The sequence below is a fragment of the Pseudacidovorax sp. DMC4 genome (assembly GCF_056314265.1).
In genome coordinates this window covers 141,790-160,542 of sequence record NZ_JBQUYR010000007.1, presented here as the reverse complement: position 1 = coordinate 160,542, position 18,753 = coordinate 141,790, and the positions used below count along the sequence as shown (strand labels likewise).

Genomic DNA, 18,753 nt, shown 5'->3' with positions numbered 1-18,753 from the left:
GGATCAGGGAATCGGCGGACGCGGGAATTTGGTCTCGCCCGGCTCCAGCTGGAAGTCGTAGGCCAGCGTGGCGCTCTTGCCATCGGGCTGCAGCGCATAGCGGCCGATCAGCCGGCGCGTGACGCCGAAGGTCGGGTCGCTTTCGAGGTTCTCGTCGTCGTCGGCATAGACCTGGCTGACCAGCACCTTGAAGCCCGGCTTGCTCACCATGAAGTGCAGATGCGCCGGCCGGTTGGGGTGGCGGCGCTGGGCCTTCAGCAGCACGCCGCAGGGCCCGTCCACCGGCACGGGGTAGCCGGCGGGCCGCACGCTGCGGAAGTGGTAGCGACCCTCGGCATCGGTGCGGAAGCGGCCGCGCAGGTTCATGTTCTCCTGCGTCGGATCCTGGTTCTCGTACAGGCCTACGGGCGAGGCCTGCCACACGTCCACCATGGCATCGGCCAGCGGTCGGCCCTGGCCGTCGCGCACCACGCCCGAGACGAACAGCGGCACGCCCGGCGTGCCCGAGCGGGCAATGGAATCGCCACAGGCGCAGTCCGGCGCATTGGCGCGCCAGAAGGGGCCGAGCAGGGCGGAGGGCGACTCGCCCTGCGGATCCTGGTTGTTCTGCAACGCCACCAGCGTCGAGATGCCAAGGATGTCCGCGGCCAGCACCACCTCGTTCTTCTTCTCGCCGGTGGCCTGGCCGATGGCGACGATGAAGTCCAACGCCTGCTCGAACTCTTCTTCGCTGAGCTTCACCTCCTGCACGAAGGCATGCAGGTGGCGGGTGAGCGAAGCGATCACCTCGCGCAGCCGGGGGTTGGGGGTACGGGCCATCGCGTCCAGGGCGATGGGCAGGACCGAGTCGGGGGTCGTCACGATGTTCATGACCGGGGCTCCGTGTGCAAACGTTTGCACATTATTGGTTCCGATCCAGCGCAAAGCAAAGGGCACAATCGCAGCATTGACCCTCTTGACAGCGAGCCCGCTGCCAGGCAAACGTTTGCACACATGAAAGCCACCAAGCCGCCCAAGGTCACCATCCGCGATGTCGCCACCGCCAGCGGCGTGCATGTGTCGACCGTCTCGCGCGCCCTCGATCCGGCGCGGCGCAAGCGCATCAGCAAGGAGGTGCTCGAACTGGTCGAAGAGACGGCCCGCCGCCTGGGCTACCAGCCCAACCGCGCGGCCTCGGCGCTGCGCACCGGGCGCACCCACACCATCGGCGTGCTGCTGCCGGACATCACCAACCCGGTCTTCCCGCCCATCCTGCAGGGCATCGAGGCCGCGGCGGCGGCGCGCGGCTACTTCGTCTTCGTGGCCAACGTGGGCGACCCGCAGCTGGCGCAGCCCATCCTGGCGCGCATGAAGGCGCAGCAGATCGACGGCCTGGTCATGGCCATCGCGCTGCGCGAAGATCCGCTGATCGACTTCGTGCGCGACAGCGGCATGCATGCGGTGATGGTCAACCGTGCCGACGAGAGCGGACGGCTGCCCGCCGCGGTGAGCGATGACCGCCTGGCCATGAAGCTGGCCGTCGATCACCTGGTGGCCCTGGGCCATCGCCGCATCGCCCACCTGGCCGGCCCGCAGACCGTGCCCACGGGCGTGGGTCGCCGCCAGGGCGTGGAGCAGGCGCTGCGCGACCACCGCCTGCCCGCGCCGCGCATCGTCGAATGCGACAGCTACAGCCGCGAGGCCGGCCAGCAGGCCATGCGCGTGCTGCTGGAGAGCGGCGGCAAGCGGCCCCAGGCGGTGGTCTGCTGCAACGACCTGGTGGCGCTGGGCGCCTACGACGTGCTGCGGGCGGCGGGCCTGCGCATCCCGCAGGACATCTCCATCACCGGCCACAACGACATGCCGCTGGTGGACATGGTCGATCCGCCGCTCACCACCATCCGCCTGCCGCACCGCGAGCTCGGCTGGCAGGCGGCGGAGATGCTGTTCCAGGCCATCGAGGGCCAGTCGCTGCTGGCCTCGACGGTGGTGCTGCGGCCTGAGCTGGTCGTGCGTGCGTCGACCGCAGCGCCTGCGGCGGCCTGAGCGGCTTCTTCTGCTGAGTTAGCGCTGCACCGCCAGCCCCAGCTGCCGGATGATCCCGCCCCAGGCGTCGTAGGTGGAGCGCGTGAGCGCCGCCAGTTCGCGCGGGCTGGAGGCCTCGGCCTCGTAGGCGCCCTGGCGGAAGAAGGCGCGCGTCTCCGGCTGCGACAGCACCTTGGCGAGCGCGGCGCTCAAGGTGTCGACCACCGCGGGCGGCATGCCGGCCGGGCCGTAGAAGCCCAGCCAGCTCGGCATGTCGACGCCGGTGATGCCCTGCTCGCCCATCGTGGGCACATCGGGCAGAAGCGGGCTGCGTTTGGGGGCGGCCACGGCCAGCATGCGCACCTTGCCGCTGGCGCTGTTCTGGATGGCGTTGGGCGCGGCGTCGAAGTAGAACTGCACCCGGCCCGCCAGCACGTCGCGCGCCGCGTCGGCGCCGCCCTTGTAGGGCACGTGCACCGCGTCCAGCCCGGCCTGGCGGCAGAAGGCCTCGCCATAGATGTGCGACGAGGTGCCGGCGCCGAAGGAGGCATAGCTCACCGTGCCCGGATGGGCGCGCACATAGGCCACCAGCTCCTGCACGGAATGCACCGGCAGGCTGCTGTGAGCCGTGAGCACCAGCGGGCCGCGGGCGCCCAGCGAGATGGGCGTTAGGTCCTTGAAGGGGTCGTAGCGCACCTGCGCGAGCGTCTGGGGGTTCTGCGCCACCACGGAAGAGGGCGCATACATCAGCGTGTAGCCGTCGGGCGCGGAGCGGATCACCTCCTCGGTCGCGAGGATGAAGCTGGCGCCCGGACGGTTCTCCACGATCACCGGGATGCCCAGCACATCGGGCAGCCGGTTGGCGACGAAGCGGGCCTGCGCGTCCGATGCGCCGCCCGCGGCCAGGCCCAGCACGATGCGCAGGGTGCGCCCGGGCTGCGGAAAGGACGCCGCAGCGGCCCGCACCACCGTCCAGGGCGGGAGCACCAGCGCGGTGACCAGGCCTGTCAGGGCGTGGCGGCGGGAGAGGGAAGGGGTGGGGATCGTGCTCACAGAAAGTCCTCGGAGATCGCGTCGGGCGTACAGGGGCATGGGCGGGCTCACTGGGCCGCCTGCAAGCCGACCTGGCGCACCATCGCGCCCCACTGCTCGTAGGTGCGACGGGTCAGCTGCGCAAAGGCATCGGGGCTGTTGGCGCCGGCCTCGTACCCGCCGTCGCGGTAGAACTTGCGCACCTCGGGCAGCGCCAGCACCTGCGCCAGCGCCGCGTTGAGCCGCTGCACGGTGGGCGCCGCCATGCCCGCCGGGCCGTAGAAGCCCAGCCAGCTCGGCAGGTCCAGCCCGGTGAAGCCCTGCTCCGACAGCGTAGGCACATCCGGCAGGGCCGGGATGCGCTGCTCGGCCGCCACGGCCAGGATGCGCACCTTGCCGCTGCTGGCCGCGATGACGGCCGACGAGGCCGAGTCGAACATGAAGGGCACGCGTCCCGCCATCAGGTCCTTGGCCGCGTCGGAGCCGCCCTTGTAGGGCACATGGACGGAGTCGATACCCGCCTTGCGCACGAAGGCCTCGCCGTAGATGTGCGAGGAGGTGCCGGCGCCGAAGGAGGCATAGCTCGTCTGCCCAGGCCGCGCCTTCACATAGGCCACCAGCTCGGCCACGTTGGCCACCGGCACGGCGCTGCTGATCGACAGCACCAGCGGGCCGCGCCCGCCCAGCGAGATGGGCGTGAAGTCCTTGAACGGGTCGTAGGGCACCTTGGCGAAGGTGTGGGGGTTCTGCGCCATGGTGGAGGAGGGCGCATACAGCAGCGTGTGCCCGTCGGGCAGGGCGCGTGCCACTTCGCTCGCGGCCAGCATGGTGCTGGCGCCGGGGCGGTTGTCCACCAACACCGCCGTGCCCAGCACCTCGCCCAGGTGCTTGGCCACGATGCGCGCCTGCGCGTCAGTGCCACCGCCGGCAGTGAAGCCAACAACGATGCGGATGGGCTTGCCGTCGACCGGGAAGGCGGCGCCGGCGGCCAGTGCGGCGGGTGCCAGGCAGGCCAGGGCGGGCGCGGCGACCGCGAGCGCCAGCAGGCGGGCCAGCGTGCGCCGACACACGGCACGAGGAAGGAAGGGGCCAGGTCGCATGAAGTCTCCGAGTTCCGTTTTGCACAGACTATCTTTCCGGTAAGCAGCAATTCATGACCGTGTTAACCCTAGATTCGGCGTCATTTGATTGACTTTATGGACCTCATGTCCAAAAAATGAAACCACTTTGACCGACGCCGCCATGAAAACCATCGTCCGCTCCGACGAGCGCATCCTCACTTCCGACATCTTCGACCGCGATGCCCGCGTGGTTCGGCCCGACCATGGCTTCTGGGACGAGCCCGGCCGCCGGGTGCCCATCTACCACCGCTGCGGCGTGCTGGTGGTGGGCGGCGGCCCGTCGGGCACCGCGGCGGCCGCAGCGGCAGCGCGGGCCGGTGCCGACGTGGCCCTGCTGGAGCGCTACAACCACCTGGGCGGCCTGTCGACCGGTGGGCTGGTGATCTGGATCGACCGCATGACCGACTGGGAAGGCCAGCCGGTGATCCGCGGCTTCGCCGAGGAGCTGTTCGACCGCCTGCCGGCCGATGCCGTTGCCGGGCCGGCGCGCGAGGACTGGGGCTCGCAGGACCCGGCCAAGGCAGCCCACTGGTCGCAGCGCACGGCGGCCTATCACGGCGTGGTGACCTGGTCGCCAACGGTGGACCCGGAGCGGCTCAAGCTGCTGAGCCAGGAGATCGTGCTCGAACGCCAGGTCAAGCTCATCTACCACTCCTGGGCGGCCGTGCCCATCGTGCAGGACGGCAAGGTGCGCGGCGTGGTCTTCGAGAGCAAGGAAGGCCGCATGGCCATCATGGCCGACGTGGTGGTGGACGCCACCGGCGACGGCGACCTCTTTGCCCGCGCCGGTGCCGCCTTCGTCAACGACATCGAAGAGGCCGACGTGCACCACTGCATGAACACCTCCTGGCTTTTCGGCGGCGTGGACATGAAGCGCTGGATCGACTTCAAGGCCGGCCAGCCCGAGGCCTTCTCGCAGTTCATGGCGCAGGGGCGCGAGGCCATCGGCCTGTTCGAGCGGCCCTTCGTCTCCTGGCGCGACGACATCGCGCTCTTCATGGGCCCGCGGCAGACCGGCTACTCGGCGCTGGACGTGGACGACCTGACCGCCGTGGAGGTGCGCTCGCACCGCGCCATGGCCGCGCACCTGGACTTCTTCCGCGCCCATGCGCCCGGCTTCGAGAACGCCTTCCTGATGCTGAGCGCGCCGCAGATCGGCGTGCGCCATGCGCGCCGGCTGGTGGGCACGGGCGCGGTGCTGCGCAGCCAGTGGCCGGACGGCGTGCCGCTGGCGGACGAGATCGGCGTCTCGCCCGCGGTGTCGCCCAAGTTCCCCAACATCTCCATTCCCTATGGCGCGCTGGTGCCGCAGTCGCTGGACGGGCTGCTGGCCTGCGGGCGCCACATCTCCTGCGACCGCAACTCGCACGGCTTCATGCGCGAGATCCCTCAGTGCTGGATCACCGGCCAGGCTGCGGGCGTGGCGGCGGCGCTGGCCTCGCGCGGCGGCATCGCGCCGCGCGACGTGGACATCGGCGCCCTGCAGTCGGCCCTGATCGCGCAGGGCGTCTACCTGCGGCCTGGGGCGCCCGCCCGTGCGGCGGCCCCGGCTGGCGAGACCGCCACCACGGCCTGAACACCGGCGTGGCGCGCGCATGACGATCTACAGTGCCCGGTCTTCCTCAGCCGCATCCGCATCCCTGCCCATGACGCCCTCCGACAAGGCCGCCGTGCCCGATTCCTCCGACCTGCGCGCCGAACGCGGTGACACCGTCAGTGCGCTGGAGCGCGGCCTGTCGCTGCTGCGCTGCTTCAGCGAAGACCGGCCCGTGCTGGGCCATGCCGAGATGGCGCGCATGACCGGCATTCCCCGGCCAACCGTCAACCGGCTCGTGGCCACGCTGCTGGCCAACGGCATGCTCAAGCCAGCTGCCGTGGCCGACCGCTTCATGCTGGGCCCGGGCGTGGTGTCGCTGGCGCGCGTCTTCCTCGGCAGCCTGGACGTGCGCGCCGTGGCCCGGCCGCACATGCAGGCGCTGGCGGAAGAGGGCGGGCCCTCGGTGTACCTGGCCGTGCGCGACGGCATGGAGATGGTGCTGATCGAGGCCTGCCGGCCGCGCTCGTCCATGCTCTCGCCGCGCCTGGACGTGGGCTCGCGTGCGCCGCTGCCCAACTCGGCGTTGGGCCGTGCCTACCTGGCGGCACTGACGCCCGCCGCGCGCGAGCAGCTCATCGACTCCATGCGGCTGCTGCGCGGACCGGAGTGGGACGCCATCGCCCAGCCGCTGCAGCGGGCCCTGGCGCAGGCCTCGCGCACCGGCTGGACGCTGTCGCTGGGCGAGTTCCACCGCGAGATCAATTCCGTCTCGGTGCCGCTCATCGGCCCCGGCGAGGAGGTGATGGCCCTCAACGCGGGCGGTGCCGCCTTCGTCTTCACCGAGGAGCGGCTGCGCGAAGAGGTCGGCCCGCGCCTGCGCGAGCTGGCCCGACAGATCGCCGGGGAGATCGGCGGGCGCCTGCCGCTGGAAGCCACGGCCGCACCGCCGCCCTGAGGCGCGCCGCGCACTCCACGACCCCATCCAGAAAAAAAGACAGAGACAAGGACCCGCCCCATGCACCTGAGCGACGAAGAGAAGGCCATGTACGACGGCCGCGACGGCCCGGCCGTGCAGAAGGCCATGGACCTGCTCGTGCGCTACGGCGAAGCGTTGGGCGCCGAGCGCCTGGTGGAGACGCGCAACGTCTGCGCCACCATCACCTCCACCACGCCCTTCCAGCGCGATTTCGCGCAGACCCGCGGCGGCATGGACGCGGTGTTCTCCGAATTCAGCCTGGACAGCCAGGAGGTGGTGCCGATCCCGAAGTTCAAGGTCTTCACCAGCCACCTGCAGCTGGGCTTCGACCCCGGCCAGCCCGAGCGCATGGGCATCGACACCCAGACCCTGCAGTTCTACGAGCGCAGCGAGCGCCACGCCGCCGACCTGGGCGCGCAGATCATGAACACCTGCACGCCCTACCAGGTGGGCAACGTGCCCACCCGCGGCGAGCACTGCGCATGGATGGAATCGTCGGCGGTCGTGTACTGCAACTCGGTGCTGGGCGCGCGCACCAACACCGAAGGCCGCGAGAGCTGCGGCGCGGCCATGCTCACCGCGCGCATCCCCGACTGGGGCTACCACCGCGACGAGAACCGCCATGCCACCCATCTCGTCGAGCTGGACGTGGAGGTCGAATCGGTGCAGGACTGGGGCCTGCTCGGCTACTTCATCGGCGAGCAGGTGCAAAGCGGCGTGCCCGTGGTGCACCGGCGCGAGGGCTTCGGCCGTGCGCCCAACCTGCCGCGGCTCAAGCACTTCGGCGCGGCGGCGGCTTCTTCCGGTGGCGTGGAGATGTTCCACCTGGTGGGCATCACGCCCGAAGCGCCGACGCTGGACCACGCCCTGGGCGGCAGGAAGCCCATCGAGGTCCTGCGCTACGGCCCGGCCGAGCGCCGCGCCGCCTACGAGCGGCTCAACACCACCGCGCGCGAGGCCGAGATCCAGTACGTGATGCTGGGCTGCCCGCACTACACCATCGAGCAGATCTGGGAAGCGGCGCAGCTGCTGGAAGGCCGGCGCCTGCATCCCGATGTGCAGCTGTGGATCTTCACGCCGCGCGCCATCAAGGCGCTGGCCGACCGCAGCGGCCACACCCGCATCATCGAAGAGGCGGGCGGCGTGCTGATGACCGACAGCTGCTCGGCCATGAGCCGCGCCGTGCCGCCGGGCACCCGCGCCGTGGCGCTGGACTCGGCCAAGCAGGCGCACTACCTGCCGGCCATCCTGGGCGTGCAGGCGTGGTTCGGCAGCACAGCCGAGTGCATCGAGGCCGCCTGCACCGGCCGCTGGCAAGGCGGTCTGCAATGAGCGCCCGTCCTGATCTGTCCGACGCTCCGGCCCACGGCGCTAAGGCGGACCCGGCGCCCGACTTCGTGCTGCACGGCCGCAAGGTGGTCGGTGGCGTGGTCGAGGCCGAGGCGCTGGTCACGCACGAGCGCATCTCCGGCTGGGGCGGCATCGATCCGCGCACCGGCACCGTCATCGAGATCGGCCATGCGCTGCGCGGCCAGAGCTTCGCGGGCAAGGTGCTGGTGTTCCCGGGCGCCAAGGGCTCCTCGGGCTGGTCGGCCATGTTCCACACGGCGCGGCTGCTCAAGGCGGCACCCGCCGCCTTCCTGTTCAACGAGATGACCACCAAGATGGCCCTCGGCGCGGTGGTCACCCACGCGCCCGCACTCACCGACTTCGACCGCGATCCGCTGGCCTGCATCGAGACGGGCGACCGCGTCCGCGTCGATGCCGACCGCGGCACGGTGGAAGTGTTCAAGCGGCCCCGCGCCGCCCACGATGGAGACAACCCGGCATGACCGAACGACGACGCACGCTGCGCAGCAACTTCCCGCGCGGCTCCTACCTCTGGTCGGTGCGCAATGCGCACTGGCGCGCCCTGGGCATTCCCGAGGCCGACTGCGAGAAGCCCAAGATCGCGGTGGTCAACAGCTCCTCCGAGCTGGCGGCCTGCTTCAGCCACCTGGACCGCGTGGCCGAGGTGCTGAAGGACGCGATCCGCGCGGCCGGTGGCGTGCCCTTCGAGATCCGCACTGCGGCGCCCAGCGACTTCATCACCGGCGCCGGTGCCCGCGGCGCCTACATGCTGGCGGCGCGCGACCTGGTGACCAACGACATCGAGGTGGCCGTCGAAGGCGCCCAGCTCGACGGCATGGTCTGCCTCACCTCCTGCGACAAGACGGTCCCCGGCCAGCTGATGGCCGCCGCGCGGCTGAACATCCCGACGCTGATGGTGCCCTGCGGCTACCAGCCGAGCGGCGAGTGGCAAGGCAAGCACGTCGACATCGAGGACGTGTTCATCGGCGCCATGCACGCCGTGACCGGCAACCTGCCCGTCGACGACCTGGTGGGCATGAGCCGCGAGGCCATCCGCGGGCCTGGCGTGTGCTCGGGCATGGGCACGGCCAACTCCATGCACATCGTCTGCGAGGCGCTGGGCATGGCCCTGCCCGGCAGCGCCCCGGTGGCGGCGCTGGGCGACAAGATGATGGCGGACGTGCGCGCCGCCGGCACCCGCATCGTGCACATGGTGTGGGACGACCTCAAGCCCCGCGACATCCTGGTGCCCGGCGCCTTCGCCAACGCGGTGCGCGCCGTGCTGGCGGTCGGTGGCTCGCTCAACTGCGCCAAGCATCTGCAGGCGGTGGCCACCGAGGGCGACTGCGGCGTGGACGTCTATGGCCTGTTCGACCAGCTGGGACCGAAGACGCCGGTGCTGGCCGGCGTGCGGCCAGTGGGCGACCAGACCATCGAAGCCTTCGAGGCCGCCGGCGGATGCCGGGCGCTGATGAAGCAGCTGGCGCCGCTGCTGGACCTGGGCGCACCCACCGTCACCGGCGCCACGGTGGCCGACAACCTGCGCCATGCCGAGGTGGCCGACGCCAAGGTGATCCGCCCCATCGACCGGCCGGTCAGCGCCCATCCCGCCATCGTGCTGCTGCGCGGCAACCTGGCGCCGGAGTCGGGCCTCATCAAGGCGGGCATCGGCGAGCGCAAGGTGCGGCGCTTCACCGGCCCCGCGCTTTGCTTCTGGAGCAGTGACGAGGCCATCGCCGCGCTGCGCGATGGGCGGATCCAGCCGGGCCAGGTCGTGGTGATGCGGGGCGCTGGCGTGCGCGGCGGCCCGGCCATGGGCGGGGGCGCCTCGCGCGTGGTCTTCGCCATCGACGGCGCGGGCCTGGGCGACCAGGTGGCGCTGCTGACCGACGGGCATCTTTCGGGCCTGGTGTGCAAGGGCCTGGTCGTGGCCGAGGTGGCGCCCGAGGCCGCGCTCGGCGGGCCCCTGGGCCTGGTGCGCGACGGCGACCTCGTCACCATCGACCTGGACGAGCGGCTGCTGGCCGTGGACTTGAGCGACGCCGAACTCCAGCAGCGGCGCGACACCTGGCAGGCACCGCCGCTGCAGCACGACCGCGGCTGGCTGCAACAGTACCGCCGCATGGTGGGCCCGCTGCCGAAGGGCGCGGTGATGGTGCGCAGCGAGGCGCCCGTCGAACCCGGCGGCTGAGGCCCGGCGCCCTTTCTTCTTCTCTGTATCCCTGTTTCAGGCTGCCGGTCGAAGGCAGCCGGGGCGCCTGTGCGCGCCTTCCTGACGACGAAAGGAATCGACGATGCGACGCAGAACCTTGCTGGGCGCAGGCAGCGCGCTGGCCACGCTCGCCCTGGGCATGGCCACCACCCATGCCGCCACCGACGGCTATCCCAACCGCCCGCTGCGGCTGCTGGTCGGCTTCTCGCCGGGCGGCGGGGCCGATTCGCTCACCCGCGTGATCGCGGAGGGTCTGGGCCGCGAACTGGGCCAGCAGGTGGTGGTGGACAACCGCCCCGGTGCCGATGGCGTGATCGCCGCACAGGCCGTCTCGGCCGCGGCGCCGGACGGCTACACGCTGCTCATGGGCACCAACACGGCGATGGTGGCCGCGCCCACGGTGCGGCCCAAGCCGCCCTACGACCCCTTCAAGGCCTTCACGCCCATCAGCTCGGCCGGGCAGTTCTCGATGTTCCTGGTGGTGCCCGCGAGCCTGCCGGTGCGCAGCGTGGACGAGCTGCTGGCCTGGATCGACAGCGGCAAGGGCGCGCCCTACAACTCGGCCTCCAGCAACAGCGCCTCGGAGCTGGCCATGCTGCAGCTGCTGGGCAAGCGGCCGGTGGTCAACGCCCGCTACAAGGGCGACTCGCAGGCCATGACCGACCTGCTGGGCGGCCAGGTGCAGATGATGTTCACCACCGGCACGCTGGCGCCCGGCTTCGTCAAGGACGGCCGCATCCGCGCGCTGGTCACCCTGCTGCCCAAGCGCAGCGAGCTGCTGCCCCAGGTGCCCACCGCCACCGAACTGGGCCTGGGCAAGCTCACCATCACGCCCTGGGCCGGCTTCTTCGGCCCGCCGGGGTTGCCGCCCGCGCTCACGCAGCGCCTGTCCGAGGCGCTCCAGCGCACGCTGGCCCAGCCGGGCGTGCGGGCCCAACTGGCGGAACAGGCCTTCGATGGGCACGGCATGTCGCCGGAGCAGTTCGCCCGCTTCTTCCGGGTGCAGTACGACGCCTTCGGCGAGACGCTGCGGTCCAGCGGGATCAAGTTCGAATAGCCGGCCCACCAGCGCGGCCTGCTGCGGTCCGCAAGAACGCGCCCCGCGAGTGCGCCCGCGGCAGTGTTCCGGAGCGCAGCCGCCGCGCCTGATGAACGGCGAGGGCAATTCGTTGCTCTCGCGACCTACCACATCTCAGGGCTTATGTTCAGGGTCGAATTGATTGACAGGGGAATTCCCTCGTAGAAAAACCTGTAAATAACTCGACGAGTCGAAATAAACGTTTAAATCGATTGATGATTGACGACTCAAAAAACGTGCAACGCCCACTATTGGTGCAGAACTGACAAGTATTTCACGGTTCATGTAAGAAGAAGGGTTTCTGTCATACCAAATGGATGACAGGCCCCCTAAGCTCCGCCCCCAAGTGAAGTGGCATCTCATTGCCACTTTCCATTGGTGCAATTCGTATTGCGCCCGCAACTTCAGGGGGTTCCATGAATCGTTCATTTGCGCGTATTGCGGCGGGCAGGGCTCGCCAGTCCGGCTTCACCTTGGTGGAAATGGCCGTGGTGCTGGTCGTCATCGGCCTGATTCTTTCGGCGGTCATGATCGGGCGCGACGTCCAGCGCAATGCCGAGTACACGCGCATTCGGCAGACTTTCGTCAATCAGTGGGCAGAAGCCTATAACGCCTACCGACAGCGGATGGGCGTTGCCGTCGGCGATTCACTGGATCACCCGCGTGAAATGGTCAACGGGCGCAACTTCGGCGGCAACGGTACCAGCCTCTCGGGGCAGGACATGACCACCGTGACCGCGCCGCCCGCGGTCTGCAACGCAGCCGCAGGCCCCGGCATGGCGCGGACCATGCAGGCCGATCTGTCGCTGATCACGCTGATGAGACAGGCAGGCGTTGAACTGCCGCCCGGACGCGGCCCGGGACTTGAGGATCGCTACGTCTACCAGGACTCCAACGGCAATCCGCAGGAAATCCAGATCTGCTTCCAGTGGAACCGACCTGGGACACCGTCCGGTTCCGGCAATGTCATGGTGATTTCCGGCCTCACGCCCGACCTGGCACGGGCGCTGTCCGCAGGACTGAAGGGCGCAGTCGACGCCAACAGCGGAACCTTCCGTCAGGAGGGAATTGCCAACGGTGTGATGGCGGCAGGCGCAGTCGGCGCAAATCGCGGCTCGCTCGATTGGACCGTCAACAACACGCAGCGCTATGCACAGCAGGCCAATGCCAACACCTTTGAAGATCAGGTGGCCACGGTCGTTGCCCATTACAGAATGAATCAATAAGCGATTGACTCGGTTTCAACTGGCTTTCGCGATGAATAACAAGTCGGGGCAATTGTTTTCGGCAGCGGTTCGGGGCAGGAATCCGCTGCTCGGCGGTATTGCCGCCTGTCTTTTGCTTTTTTTCTCATGCCTTGCGCTCTGGACTTCTATTTCCTTCTGGAAAAACGCGTCCGCCTCCGATCTAACGACGACCCGCCGGCTCGAATCTGCAAAAGTCGCAGAGCAGCAAGTCGCGGCGCAGAGGGAACGAGCTCGGGCTTCGTCCGAATTCCTGCAGCAGGTGGAGGCAAATCGGCTTGCGCCCGGGCAATGGTCCGAAAGATCGGTGGACACGGGGCCCATCCGCGTCGGCCCGGCCGAAGCCGCCCGCCTGCTGGCACAGGCCCAGACCTTCGATGGCCATGTCTTTGCCCTGGAAGACTTCGACCTGATGGCCAGCGAAGCCGCAGCGTCGATCTTCGGCGAGGGCATCGCCGCGCCGCAGGAACTGGTCATGGCGCTGCGGGGCCGAGCCTACTTCCGGGTGGCGCCGTGAAGCCGTTGTGGAACGTGGCCAGCCTGATCCACTCCGCTCGGGAGTGGATGGAGGGCGGCGTGCTGCACGTGGAGGACGCCAGCGTCGACATTGGCGCGGACACGTTGCTGATCGTCGACTTGGACGACGCAGTGGTCCAGTTCACGCGGCTGACCGGCGATCCGAGGCATGCGGCGGGCCTGCTGGCCCGCCAGATCCGCAGCACGGGATTGATGGATGAACCGCCCGAGGTGTTCTGTCACACCGTCCGCCGCGAAGACCGTCACTATGACGTGCTGAGCACAGCCATGCCGGGCCGGCGCTGGCGCGAACTGCTTGCCTGGACCCAGGCGCAGCGCTTCAACGTCGCCTTGGTACCAGTCGCCGCCCTGCTTTGGCGCAGCCTGCCAGCGGGCGAGGCCCTGGTTTTTCGCAGTGGCAGCCGTTTCACATTCCTGGCGAATGTGGAAGGCCGGCCCGTCCATCTGGGCGTGCAGGCCTTCAGCGACGATCCCGCCGAACTCCGCGCGACTCTCGAACTGCTGGCCGATGGAGCGCTGGCCGAGCTGAGCGCCCAGGATCCGACGCGCGGCACAGCACTGCATTCGCTCACCTGGTACACGCGCCTGGCCCCCGCCGACCGGTTATCGGATCAGGCCGATGCCGATGGCCCCCTTGCCACCCTTGTCGCGGATCGGCTGAAGGTGCCGCTCGTGCATGCGCCCGTGAGTCGAGCGCACCGTGGTGACCTCAGCTTCGTGTCGAGCATCCCGCAGCTCGGCCTGCACTTTCATGTAGGCCTGGCGGCCAATCCCGCGGCACAGCGTTGGGCCCTGCGGGCCGATCAGGCACTGCCCGCTGCCACGCGCGCTGCCTGGGTGCTGGCCTCGCTGACGCTCACCGCGTCGGCGGCGCTCGGCCTGCTTGCCCACCGGGGCGAGGTGGCCAACCAGGCCAGGCTGGCCCAGGCCATCGTCATCGAAGAAGCCATCGCCAGGCACCGGGCCGACGACTCATTGGAAACCACCTATGCGGCCACGGCTGCCTGGGTCGGCAAGCTGGCAGACGCCCGCGCGAATGTGGACATCGTCCAGATGCTGCAGGCACTGCGCCTTGCCTCGGACAAAGGCGTGCGGGTGAACCGGGTCTACACGGTGGCACCGGAGAAAGCACAGGAGAACACGGCGACACCGGGGCCGGCACGTGGCGTCACCGCAGCGACCAGCGCGAGGCCGGCACGCCTGCGGGTCTATGTCGATGCCAACCTCGACCCCGCCTCGGGCCGGCCCGACCATGAGGTGCTGGCGCAGTTTCTGGCGGACCTGGCGCAGCAGGGCTTCAAGGCCGTGCCGGGCGACGGCGCCACGCGTGCCGCGCAGCGCCAAAAGCGCATCGATTTCACCTACGAACTCCAACCCACGGGTGAATCCAACCGTGCGCCGGGGGTGCGGTCGTGATGTTCCAGCGCCGCTGGGCACCCTTGCTGCTGATCGCCGTGCTGGGCGTGGAGGTCGCTGCACTGGGGGCGCTGTCTGTCGGTGCAGGGCTCGGTCCCGCTTCGGCGGGCCGTCCCGGCCCAGCGCCCGCGGCGGTGCCCGCAAAGGGGATGGTTGCAGCGCCCACCCCGGGCATGTCGAACGCCGCCCTCGCGGAAGTCGCAAAACTGGAGGGCCTTCAGCCCCTGGCCGCCGCAGCCCTGCCGATCCGTGCCGCGCGTTCGAACGCGAGCCCGACTCGCACAACGGTCGGCGCAGGCGAAGCCGCTCAGCCGACGGCAGCGCCCCGCTTGAACCTCGTGCTGGTGCGGGAGGGTAGGGCAGGTGGCGTCGCGGTCATCGACGACAAGGTGGTGCGCCCAGGTCAGGTCCTGGAGGACGGCAGTACCGTGACGGCCATCCATCGGGGTGCGATTGCCCTGACGGGACCCTCGGGCGAGGTCACCCGGCTGCCGGTCCTCAACACCTATGCCATCGATGGCAAGGAAAGGAAGCCGAAATGAGGGCGACACGTTGGCTCGTGGCGGCAGCGGGGCTCTTGCTGCTGGGGGCAGCCGGCGGCTACCTGCTGGCACCCTCGGGGCCACAGGCGGAGGCCCCGCCGGCGAGCAGTCCCGCACCAGCGCCTTCTGTGCCCACGCCACAGAAGGCGTCCGAACCGGTATCCGTCGGCCCCCGCGCCATCGATACCACGCCGAAGCAGGAAAGCTCCGCAATGCCCGCCGAGGGCCGCGATACCGCCGCCCCGACCGCGTCTGGTCCTGCCACGGATCGCGTCAATGCCCTTGAGCAGATCAATGCGCGGCTGCAGCGCATGCGCGACGCCAACGACACGGACCCGCTCAAGCTGGAGCAGGCGCTGGCCGATCTGGAGCGGACGTCCGGCATGAAGACCATCGGCGGCGTGGACATCGGTCGGCTGCGCGACAACCTCGTTGTCGTCGCACAGATGCAGCGGCTCACGCAGGAGATGGAGCCCCTGCGCAAGAAGGGCTCCGCGCTGTCCGAAGCCGAGCGCTCGCAGTTGGCAGCGAAGACCCGCGAACTGCAGACGCTCGCGACGCGCCTGAGCGTCGGCACCGCCACACCGCGACAGGCGCCGTCCGAGACGAGGAGCCGTCCGTGACGCGGCAACCCGTGCGTCGCACGGCGGGGGAGCGGGGGAATGCCCGACACGTCTCGGATCGCGAGGCAGGTACGCGCGGCCTTGCGCAGGGCTTCACGGTCGTCGAACTGGCCCTGGTGCTCGTCATCGCCGCCCTGATCGCCGTCTCTGGCCTGCGCTGGCTGCATCTGATGAACACCTCCGGCCAATCGGTGGCCGCGCAGTCGCAGGCCAGCGCTGCGCGAGAGGCTGTGATCGCCTTCGCCCGGGCCAACCGGCGACTGCCCTGTCCCGATCTCATCGGCAATGGGCTCGAAGGAACCTGCGCGTCCGGCACGCGGCAGGGGTGGCTGCCGATCGTTGCCCTCGAAATGGCCGACCGCTCGGACCCGGCCATGCTGGAGACGCGTCCGCGCTATGCAGTCTTCCGGTCCTCCGCCGTCGATCTCGTCCGGCCCGACCAGACGGGCACGGCCGGGCCCGACCAGGCCTTCGTGCGTGCACTCAAGATCGCCGCGGCGCAGCCCTTCGGCGGCGAGCAACCGCATATCGCGCCCACGCCAGCGGGCTGCGCCGCAGCACAGGCCAATGCGGCCTTTGCGTTGCGCGTGCCCGTGCAGCCCGAGGGCCGCGATCTCCCCACGGAGCGGCCCTGCTTCCCGCTCTCGGCCCCCATGTCCAGCGAAACCGCAGCAGGCCTGCTGGCCGTCTTCTCCGACAGAACATGACCCCTTCACGCGCGCTCTCCCTCACCGGCTTCCTGGCCGCCGACCTGCTGTGCCTGGTACTGTCGGGCTGCGTCTCGGGCAAGTCGGCTTTCCTGGGACAGGAAACCGCACCCGGCAACGATCCCGCCATGATGGCCAACGCCGCACAGCAGGTGCTGACCGAGTCGCAGCAGGTGGCCGCTGGGACCGAGGCAATGCGGGCCCAGTTCCAGGAATCCGCCCAGCCGGCAGCCCAGTTGCCCGCCTTCCTGCCTGTGACGCGCGAACCGCTGGAGGAGAGGGTCGTCAGCATCGACATGTACGAGGCGCGGGCCGAGCAGTTCCTCTGGGCCATTGCCAAGGATCTGGGCTTCAACCTGGTGATCGACCCGCAAGTGCTGGCCTCGCCGCAACGGGCCAGCCTGTACCTCAACAAGGTCTCGGCCTCGGAGGCCATGGACGCGGTGGCACGCCTGTTCGACCTGCACGACACACGCCAGGGCAACACGATCCGCTTCTCGGCCGTCGAGCAGCGCCTGTTTCCAGTCGACCTGCTGGGCAGCAAGGTGGCGCTCAACATCCTCTCCGGCGGAGACGTGCTGGGTGCGGACGGCGGCGAGCGCGACGCGCAGCGCGCGCTGCGCGGCACCATCCGCGTGAGCGGCGATGTCGGCATGAAGGAGGATGCCTTCGACACGCTGCTCGCATCGATCGAGGCCATCGCGCTGGACCCTGCAGATGGCAAGAACTCCGAGGAAGGTTCCGTCAAGCCGGTCGTCACCCTCGACCGCCGCAGCCAGACGTTGTTCGTGCGGGCTCGTCCATCGCGCGTACGACAAGTGTCGGAATTCCTCGCGCAGGTCAATGCCGTGCGGCGTCGGCAGGTACAGATCGACATGCAGATCATCGATGTCTCGCTCAGCCAGCGCTATCGGCTCGGCATCGACTGGACCAGCCTGTCCAGCAAGCTGGCCCTGACCTCCGGGGCCCAGCAACTGGCGCTGGAAGCTGCCCGGACCACCTTTCCCAACGGCAGCACGGGGGTGACCCGCGCACTGCGCATTCCCGAGCAATTGCTCGGGCAGGCTCCAGGCGGAGGAAGCGGAGGCGGCGGGCTGGCCTTCAGTTCGGGGGGCGTGTCCGCCGTGGCCAATGCGCTGCGCACCTACGGGACGGTCAAGCTGATCTCCAACCCCACACTGCGGGCGCGCAGCGGCGAGCCGGCCTTCGTGAGCGCCGGGACCAACTACCGCTACGTCTCCAAGGTCACGGCCAATACCACCGCCACCGGAAACCAGGCCGTCACCGCCTACAGCACCGAGACCAGCTCGCTCTTCTCCGGCCTGATGGTGGGCCTGACGCCCGCCATCCGCGAGGACGGATCGATCGAGTTGTTCGTGCATCCGCTGCAGTCGATCGTGCGGCCCAACACGCTTGCGCTTGTCAATCTGGGGCAGGGCAATTCGGTGACCCTCCCCGTGGTCGACTCGAAGAGCGCTGCCACCACGCTGGCCGTCAACAGCGGCGATGTGGTCGTGCTCGGTGGCCTGGCCGACCAGGCCACCGACGTCAACGCGAACGGCGTTCCCGGCTTGAGCGACACACCCGCCGTCGGAGCGCTCTTCGATCAGACCAACAACGGCCAGACCAGCCGAGAGCTCGTGCTGGTGCTGAAGGCGACGCTGCTATGAAGAACCACTCGCTCACGACCCGCCGGCCCTGGCTGCGCAGCCTTAATGCGACCGCCTACCTGGTTCTGATGGCTGGCCTGTGCACAGGTCCCGTCTTGGCGGAGGCGCCCGACGATGCGCAGCCGGCGCCCATCGGCGTGAAGGCCGCCGCCGCAGCGCCGGCCATCATCGCGAGGCCCTCGACGCCGACCGGCGCGCCGCGCGCCGATGGCGCACGCGATGCCCGCACGCGCACGACGGCCGCACAGTCCCCCACCCGGGACCCTCGCCGCATCCCGCGCGAGACCCAGGTCAGTCAGGCGCTGGACCTCTTCGACACCGCCCAGCGCGCGGAAGACCTCGACCTGGCCGGGCAGGCCATCAACGCCCTGAAGGAACTGGTGCCCGAGGACAACCTGGCCCTACTGCGCCGCCGTGCCTGGCTCGAACAGGCCCATGGACACTGGGATGCCGCCCGCGGCCTCCAACAGAAGATATCGATGCGACTGCCGGACGATCTGCAGTCGCAGCTCAACCTGGCGCTGATCGATGCCCGCCAGGGACAGCGGGCCGCAGCCGCCGAGCGGCTGCGCAGGATGAAGCTGCTGCATCCCTCATCGGCCACGGTGGATGCGCTGCTGCGTCAGATCCAGCACCGTCCGCCGGCACAGCCTCAGCCATGAATGCCGTGACGGCCGCCCCCCGCTCCGCGGAGCTGCTGGAGC

18 protein-coding genes are annotated in these 18,753 nt (G+C 69.6%); 15 read left to right on the top strand and 3 right to left on the bottom strand.

Annotated elements, in window-relative coordinates; genetic code table 11:
* Positions 1 to 3: 3 nt before the first annotated feature.
* Positions 4 to 870 carry a dioxygenase family protein gene (locus ACT54X_RS14735; protein WP_476347256.1) on the bottom strand — a complete coding sequence of 289 codons (867 nt, stop codon included), beginning with the start codon at positions 868 to 870 and terminating at the stop codon, positions 4 to 6.
* 123 nt (positions 871 to 993) lie between these two features.
* On the opposite strand from ACT54X_RS14735, the gene ACT54X_RS14730 reads away from it, so the two are divergent.
* Entirely contained in the window at positions 994 to 2,025 is a 1,032-nt protein-coding gene (locus ACT54X_RS14730) for a LacI family DNA-binding transcriptional regulator (protein WP_476347254.1), read from the top strand.
* Between the two features lie 18 nt (positions 2,026 to 2,043).
* On the opposite strand, the gene ACT54X_RS14725 is transcribed toward ACT54X_RS14730, so the two are convergent.
* Both ACT54X_RS14725 and ACT54X_RS14720 read right to left on the bottom strand, forming a co-directional pair.
* Positions 2,044 to 3,057: a Bug family tripartite tricarboxylate transporter substrate binding protein gene (locus ACT54X_RS14725; protein WP_476347252.1), complete on the bottom strand. Its 1,014-nt coding sequence runs from the start codon at positions 3,055 to 3,057 to the stop codon at positions 2,044 to 2,046.
* A gap of 47 nt (positions 3,058 to 3,104) precedes the next feature.
* A complete protein-coding gene (locus ACT54X_RS14720) occupies positions 3,105 to 4,136 on the bottom strand; it encodes a Bug family tripartite tricarboxylate transporter substrate binding protein (RefSeq protein ID WP_476347250.1) in 1,032 nt (343 codons plus the stop codon).
* Between the two features lie 142 nt (positions 4,137 to 4,278).
* Here ACT54X_RS14720 and ACT54X_RS14715 point away from each other — a divergent pair, with 142 nt between their 5' ends.
* The 14 genes from ACT54X_RS14715 (at position 4,279) to ACT54X_RS14650 (ending at position 18,711) form a co-directional block, all read left to right on the top strand.
* Positions 4,279 to 5,733 (top strand): FAD-dependent oxidoreductase, encoded by a 1,455-nt coding sequence (locus ACT54X_RS14715; RefSeq protein ID WP_294374536.1) that lies wholly within the window; start codon positions 4,279 to 4,281, stop codon positions 5,731 to 5,733.
* Positions 5,734 to 5,803: 70 nt separating this feature from the next.
* A complete protein-coding gene (locus tag ACT54X_RS14710; protein WP_294374533.1) occupies positions 5,804 to 6,649 on the top strand; it encodes an IclR family transcriptional regulator in 846 nt (281 codons plus the stop codon).
* Positions 6,650 to 6,709: 60 nt separating this feature from the next.
* A complete protein-coding gene (locus tag ACT54X_RS14705) occupies positions 6,710 to 8,002 on the top strand; it encodes an aconitase X (RefSeq protein ID WP_294374529.1) in 1,293 nt (430 codons plus the stop codon).
* Positions 7,999 to 8,502, top strand: coding sequence for an aconitase X swivel domain-containing protein (locus tag ACT54X_RS14700; RefSeq protein WP_294374525.1), 504 nt, complete (start codon positions 7,999 to 8,001; stop codon positions 8,500 to 8,502). The genes ACT54X_RS14705 and ACT54X_RS14700 overlap by 4 nt, the downstream gene beginning before the upstream one ends.
* A complete protein-coding gene (gene ilvD, locus ACT54X_RS14695; protein ID WP_294374522.1) occupies positions 8,499 to 10,211 on the top strand; it encodes a dihydroxy-acid dehydratase in 1,713 nt (570 codons plus the stop codon). The genes ACT54X_RS14700 and ilvD overlap by 4 nt, the downstream gene beginning before the upstream one ends.
* Before the next feature lie 103 nt (positions 10,212 to 10,314).
* Positions 10,315 to 11,289: a Bug family tripartite tricarboxylate transporter substrate binding protein gene (locus ACT54X_RS14690; protein ID WP_294374519.1), complete on the top strand. Its 975-nt coding sequence runs from the start codon at positions 10,315 to 10,317 to the stop codon at positions 11,287 to 11,289.
* 437 nt (positions 11,290 to 11,726) lie between these two features.
* Positions 11,727 to 12,536 carry a type II secretion system protein gene (locus ACT54X_RS14685; RefSeq protein ID WP_294374514.1) on the top strand — a complete coding sequence of 270 codons (810 nt, stop codon included), beginning with the start codon at positions 11,727 to 11,729 and terminating at the stop codon, positions 12,534 to 12,536.
* Positions 12,537 to 12,567: 31 nt separating this feature from the next.
* Positions 12,568 to 13,071 carry a hypothetical protein gene (locus tag ACT54X_RS14680; RefSeq protein ID WP_294374510.1) on the top strand — a complete coding sequence of 168 codons (504 nt, stop codon included), beginning with the start codon at positions 12,568 to 12,570 and terminating at the stop codon, positions 13,069 to 13,071.
* Entirely contained in the window at positions 13,068 to 14,507 is a 1,440-nt protein-coding gene (locus tag ACT54X_RS14675) for a hypothetical protein (RefSeq protein ID WP_294374507.1), read from the top strand. Before ACT54X_RS14680 ends, ACT54X_RS14675 begins: the two co-directional genes overlap by 4 nt.
* Positions 14,508 to 14,530: 23 nt before the next feature.
* Complete coding sequence (locus ACT54X_RS14670; protein WP_294374504.1) at positions 14,531 to 15,049, top strand: hypothetical protein; 519 nt, start codon at positions 14,531 to 14,533, stop codon at positions 15,047 to 15,049.
* Between the two features lie 212 nt (positions 15,050 to 15,261).
* Positions 15,262 to 15,672 carry a hypothetical protein gene (locus ACT54X_RS14665; protein ID WP_294374501.1) on the top strand — a complete coding sequence of 137 codons (411 nt, stop codon included), beginning with the start codon at positions 15,262 to 15,264 and terminating at the stop codon, positions 15,670 to 15,672.
* Positions 15,669 to 16,379, top strand: coding sequence for a type II secretion system protein (locus ACT54X_RS14660; protein WP_294374498.1), 711 nt, complete (start codon positions 15,669 to 15,671; stop codon positions 16,377 to 16,379). Before ACT54X_RS14665 ends, ACT54X_RS14660 begins: the two co-directional genes overlap by 4 nt.
* Complete coding sequence (locus ACT54X_RS14655; protein WP_294374496.1) at positions 16,376 to 18,049, top strand: pilus (MSHA type) biogenesis protein MshL; 1,674 nt, start codon at positions 16,376 to 16,378, stop codon at positions 18,047 to 18,049. Before ACT54X_RS14660 ends, ACT54X_RS14655 begins: the two co-directional genes overlap by 4 nt.
* Positions 18,046 to 18,711, top strand: coding sequence for a hypothetical protein (locus ACT54X_RS14650; RefSeq protein ID WP_294374494.1), 666 nt, complete (start codon positions 18,046 to 18,048; stop codon positions 18,709 to 18,711). Before ACT54X_RS14655 ends, ACT54X_RS14650 begins: the two co-directional genes overlap by 4 nt.
* The last annotated feature ends 42 nt before the right edge of the window (positions 18,712 to 18,753 follow it).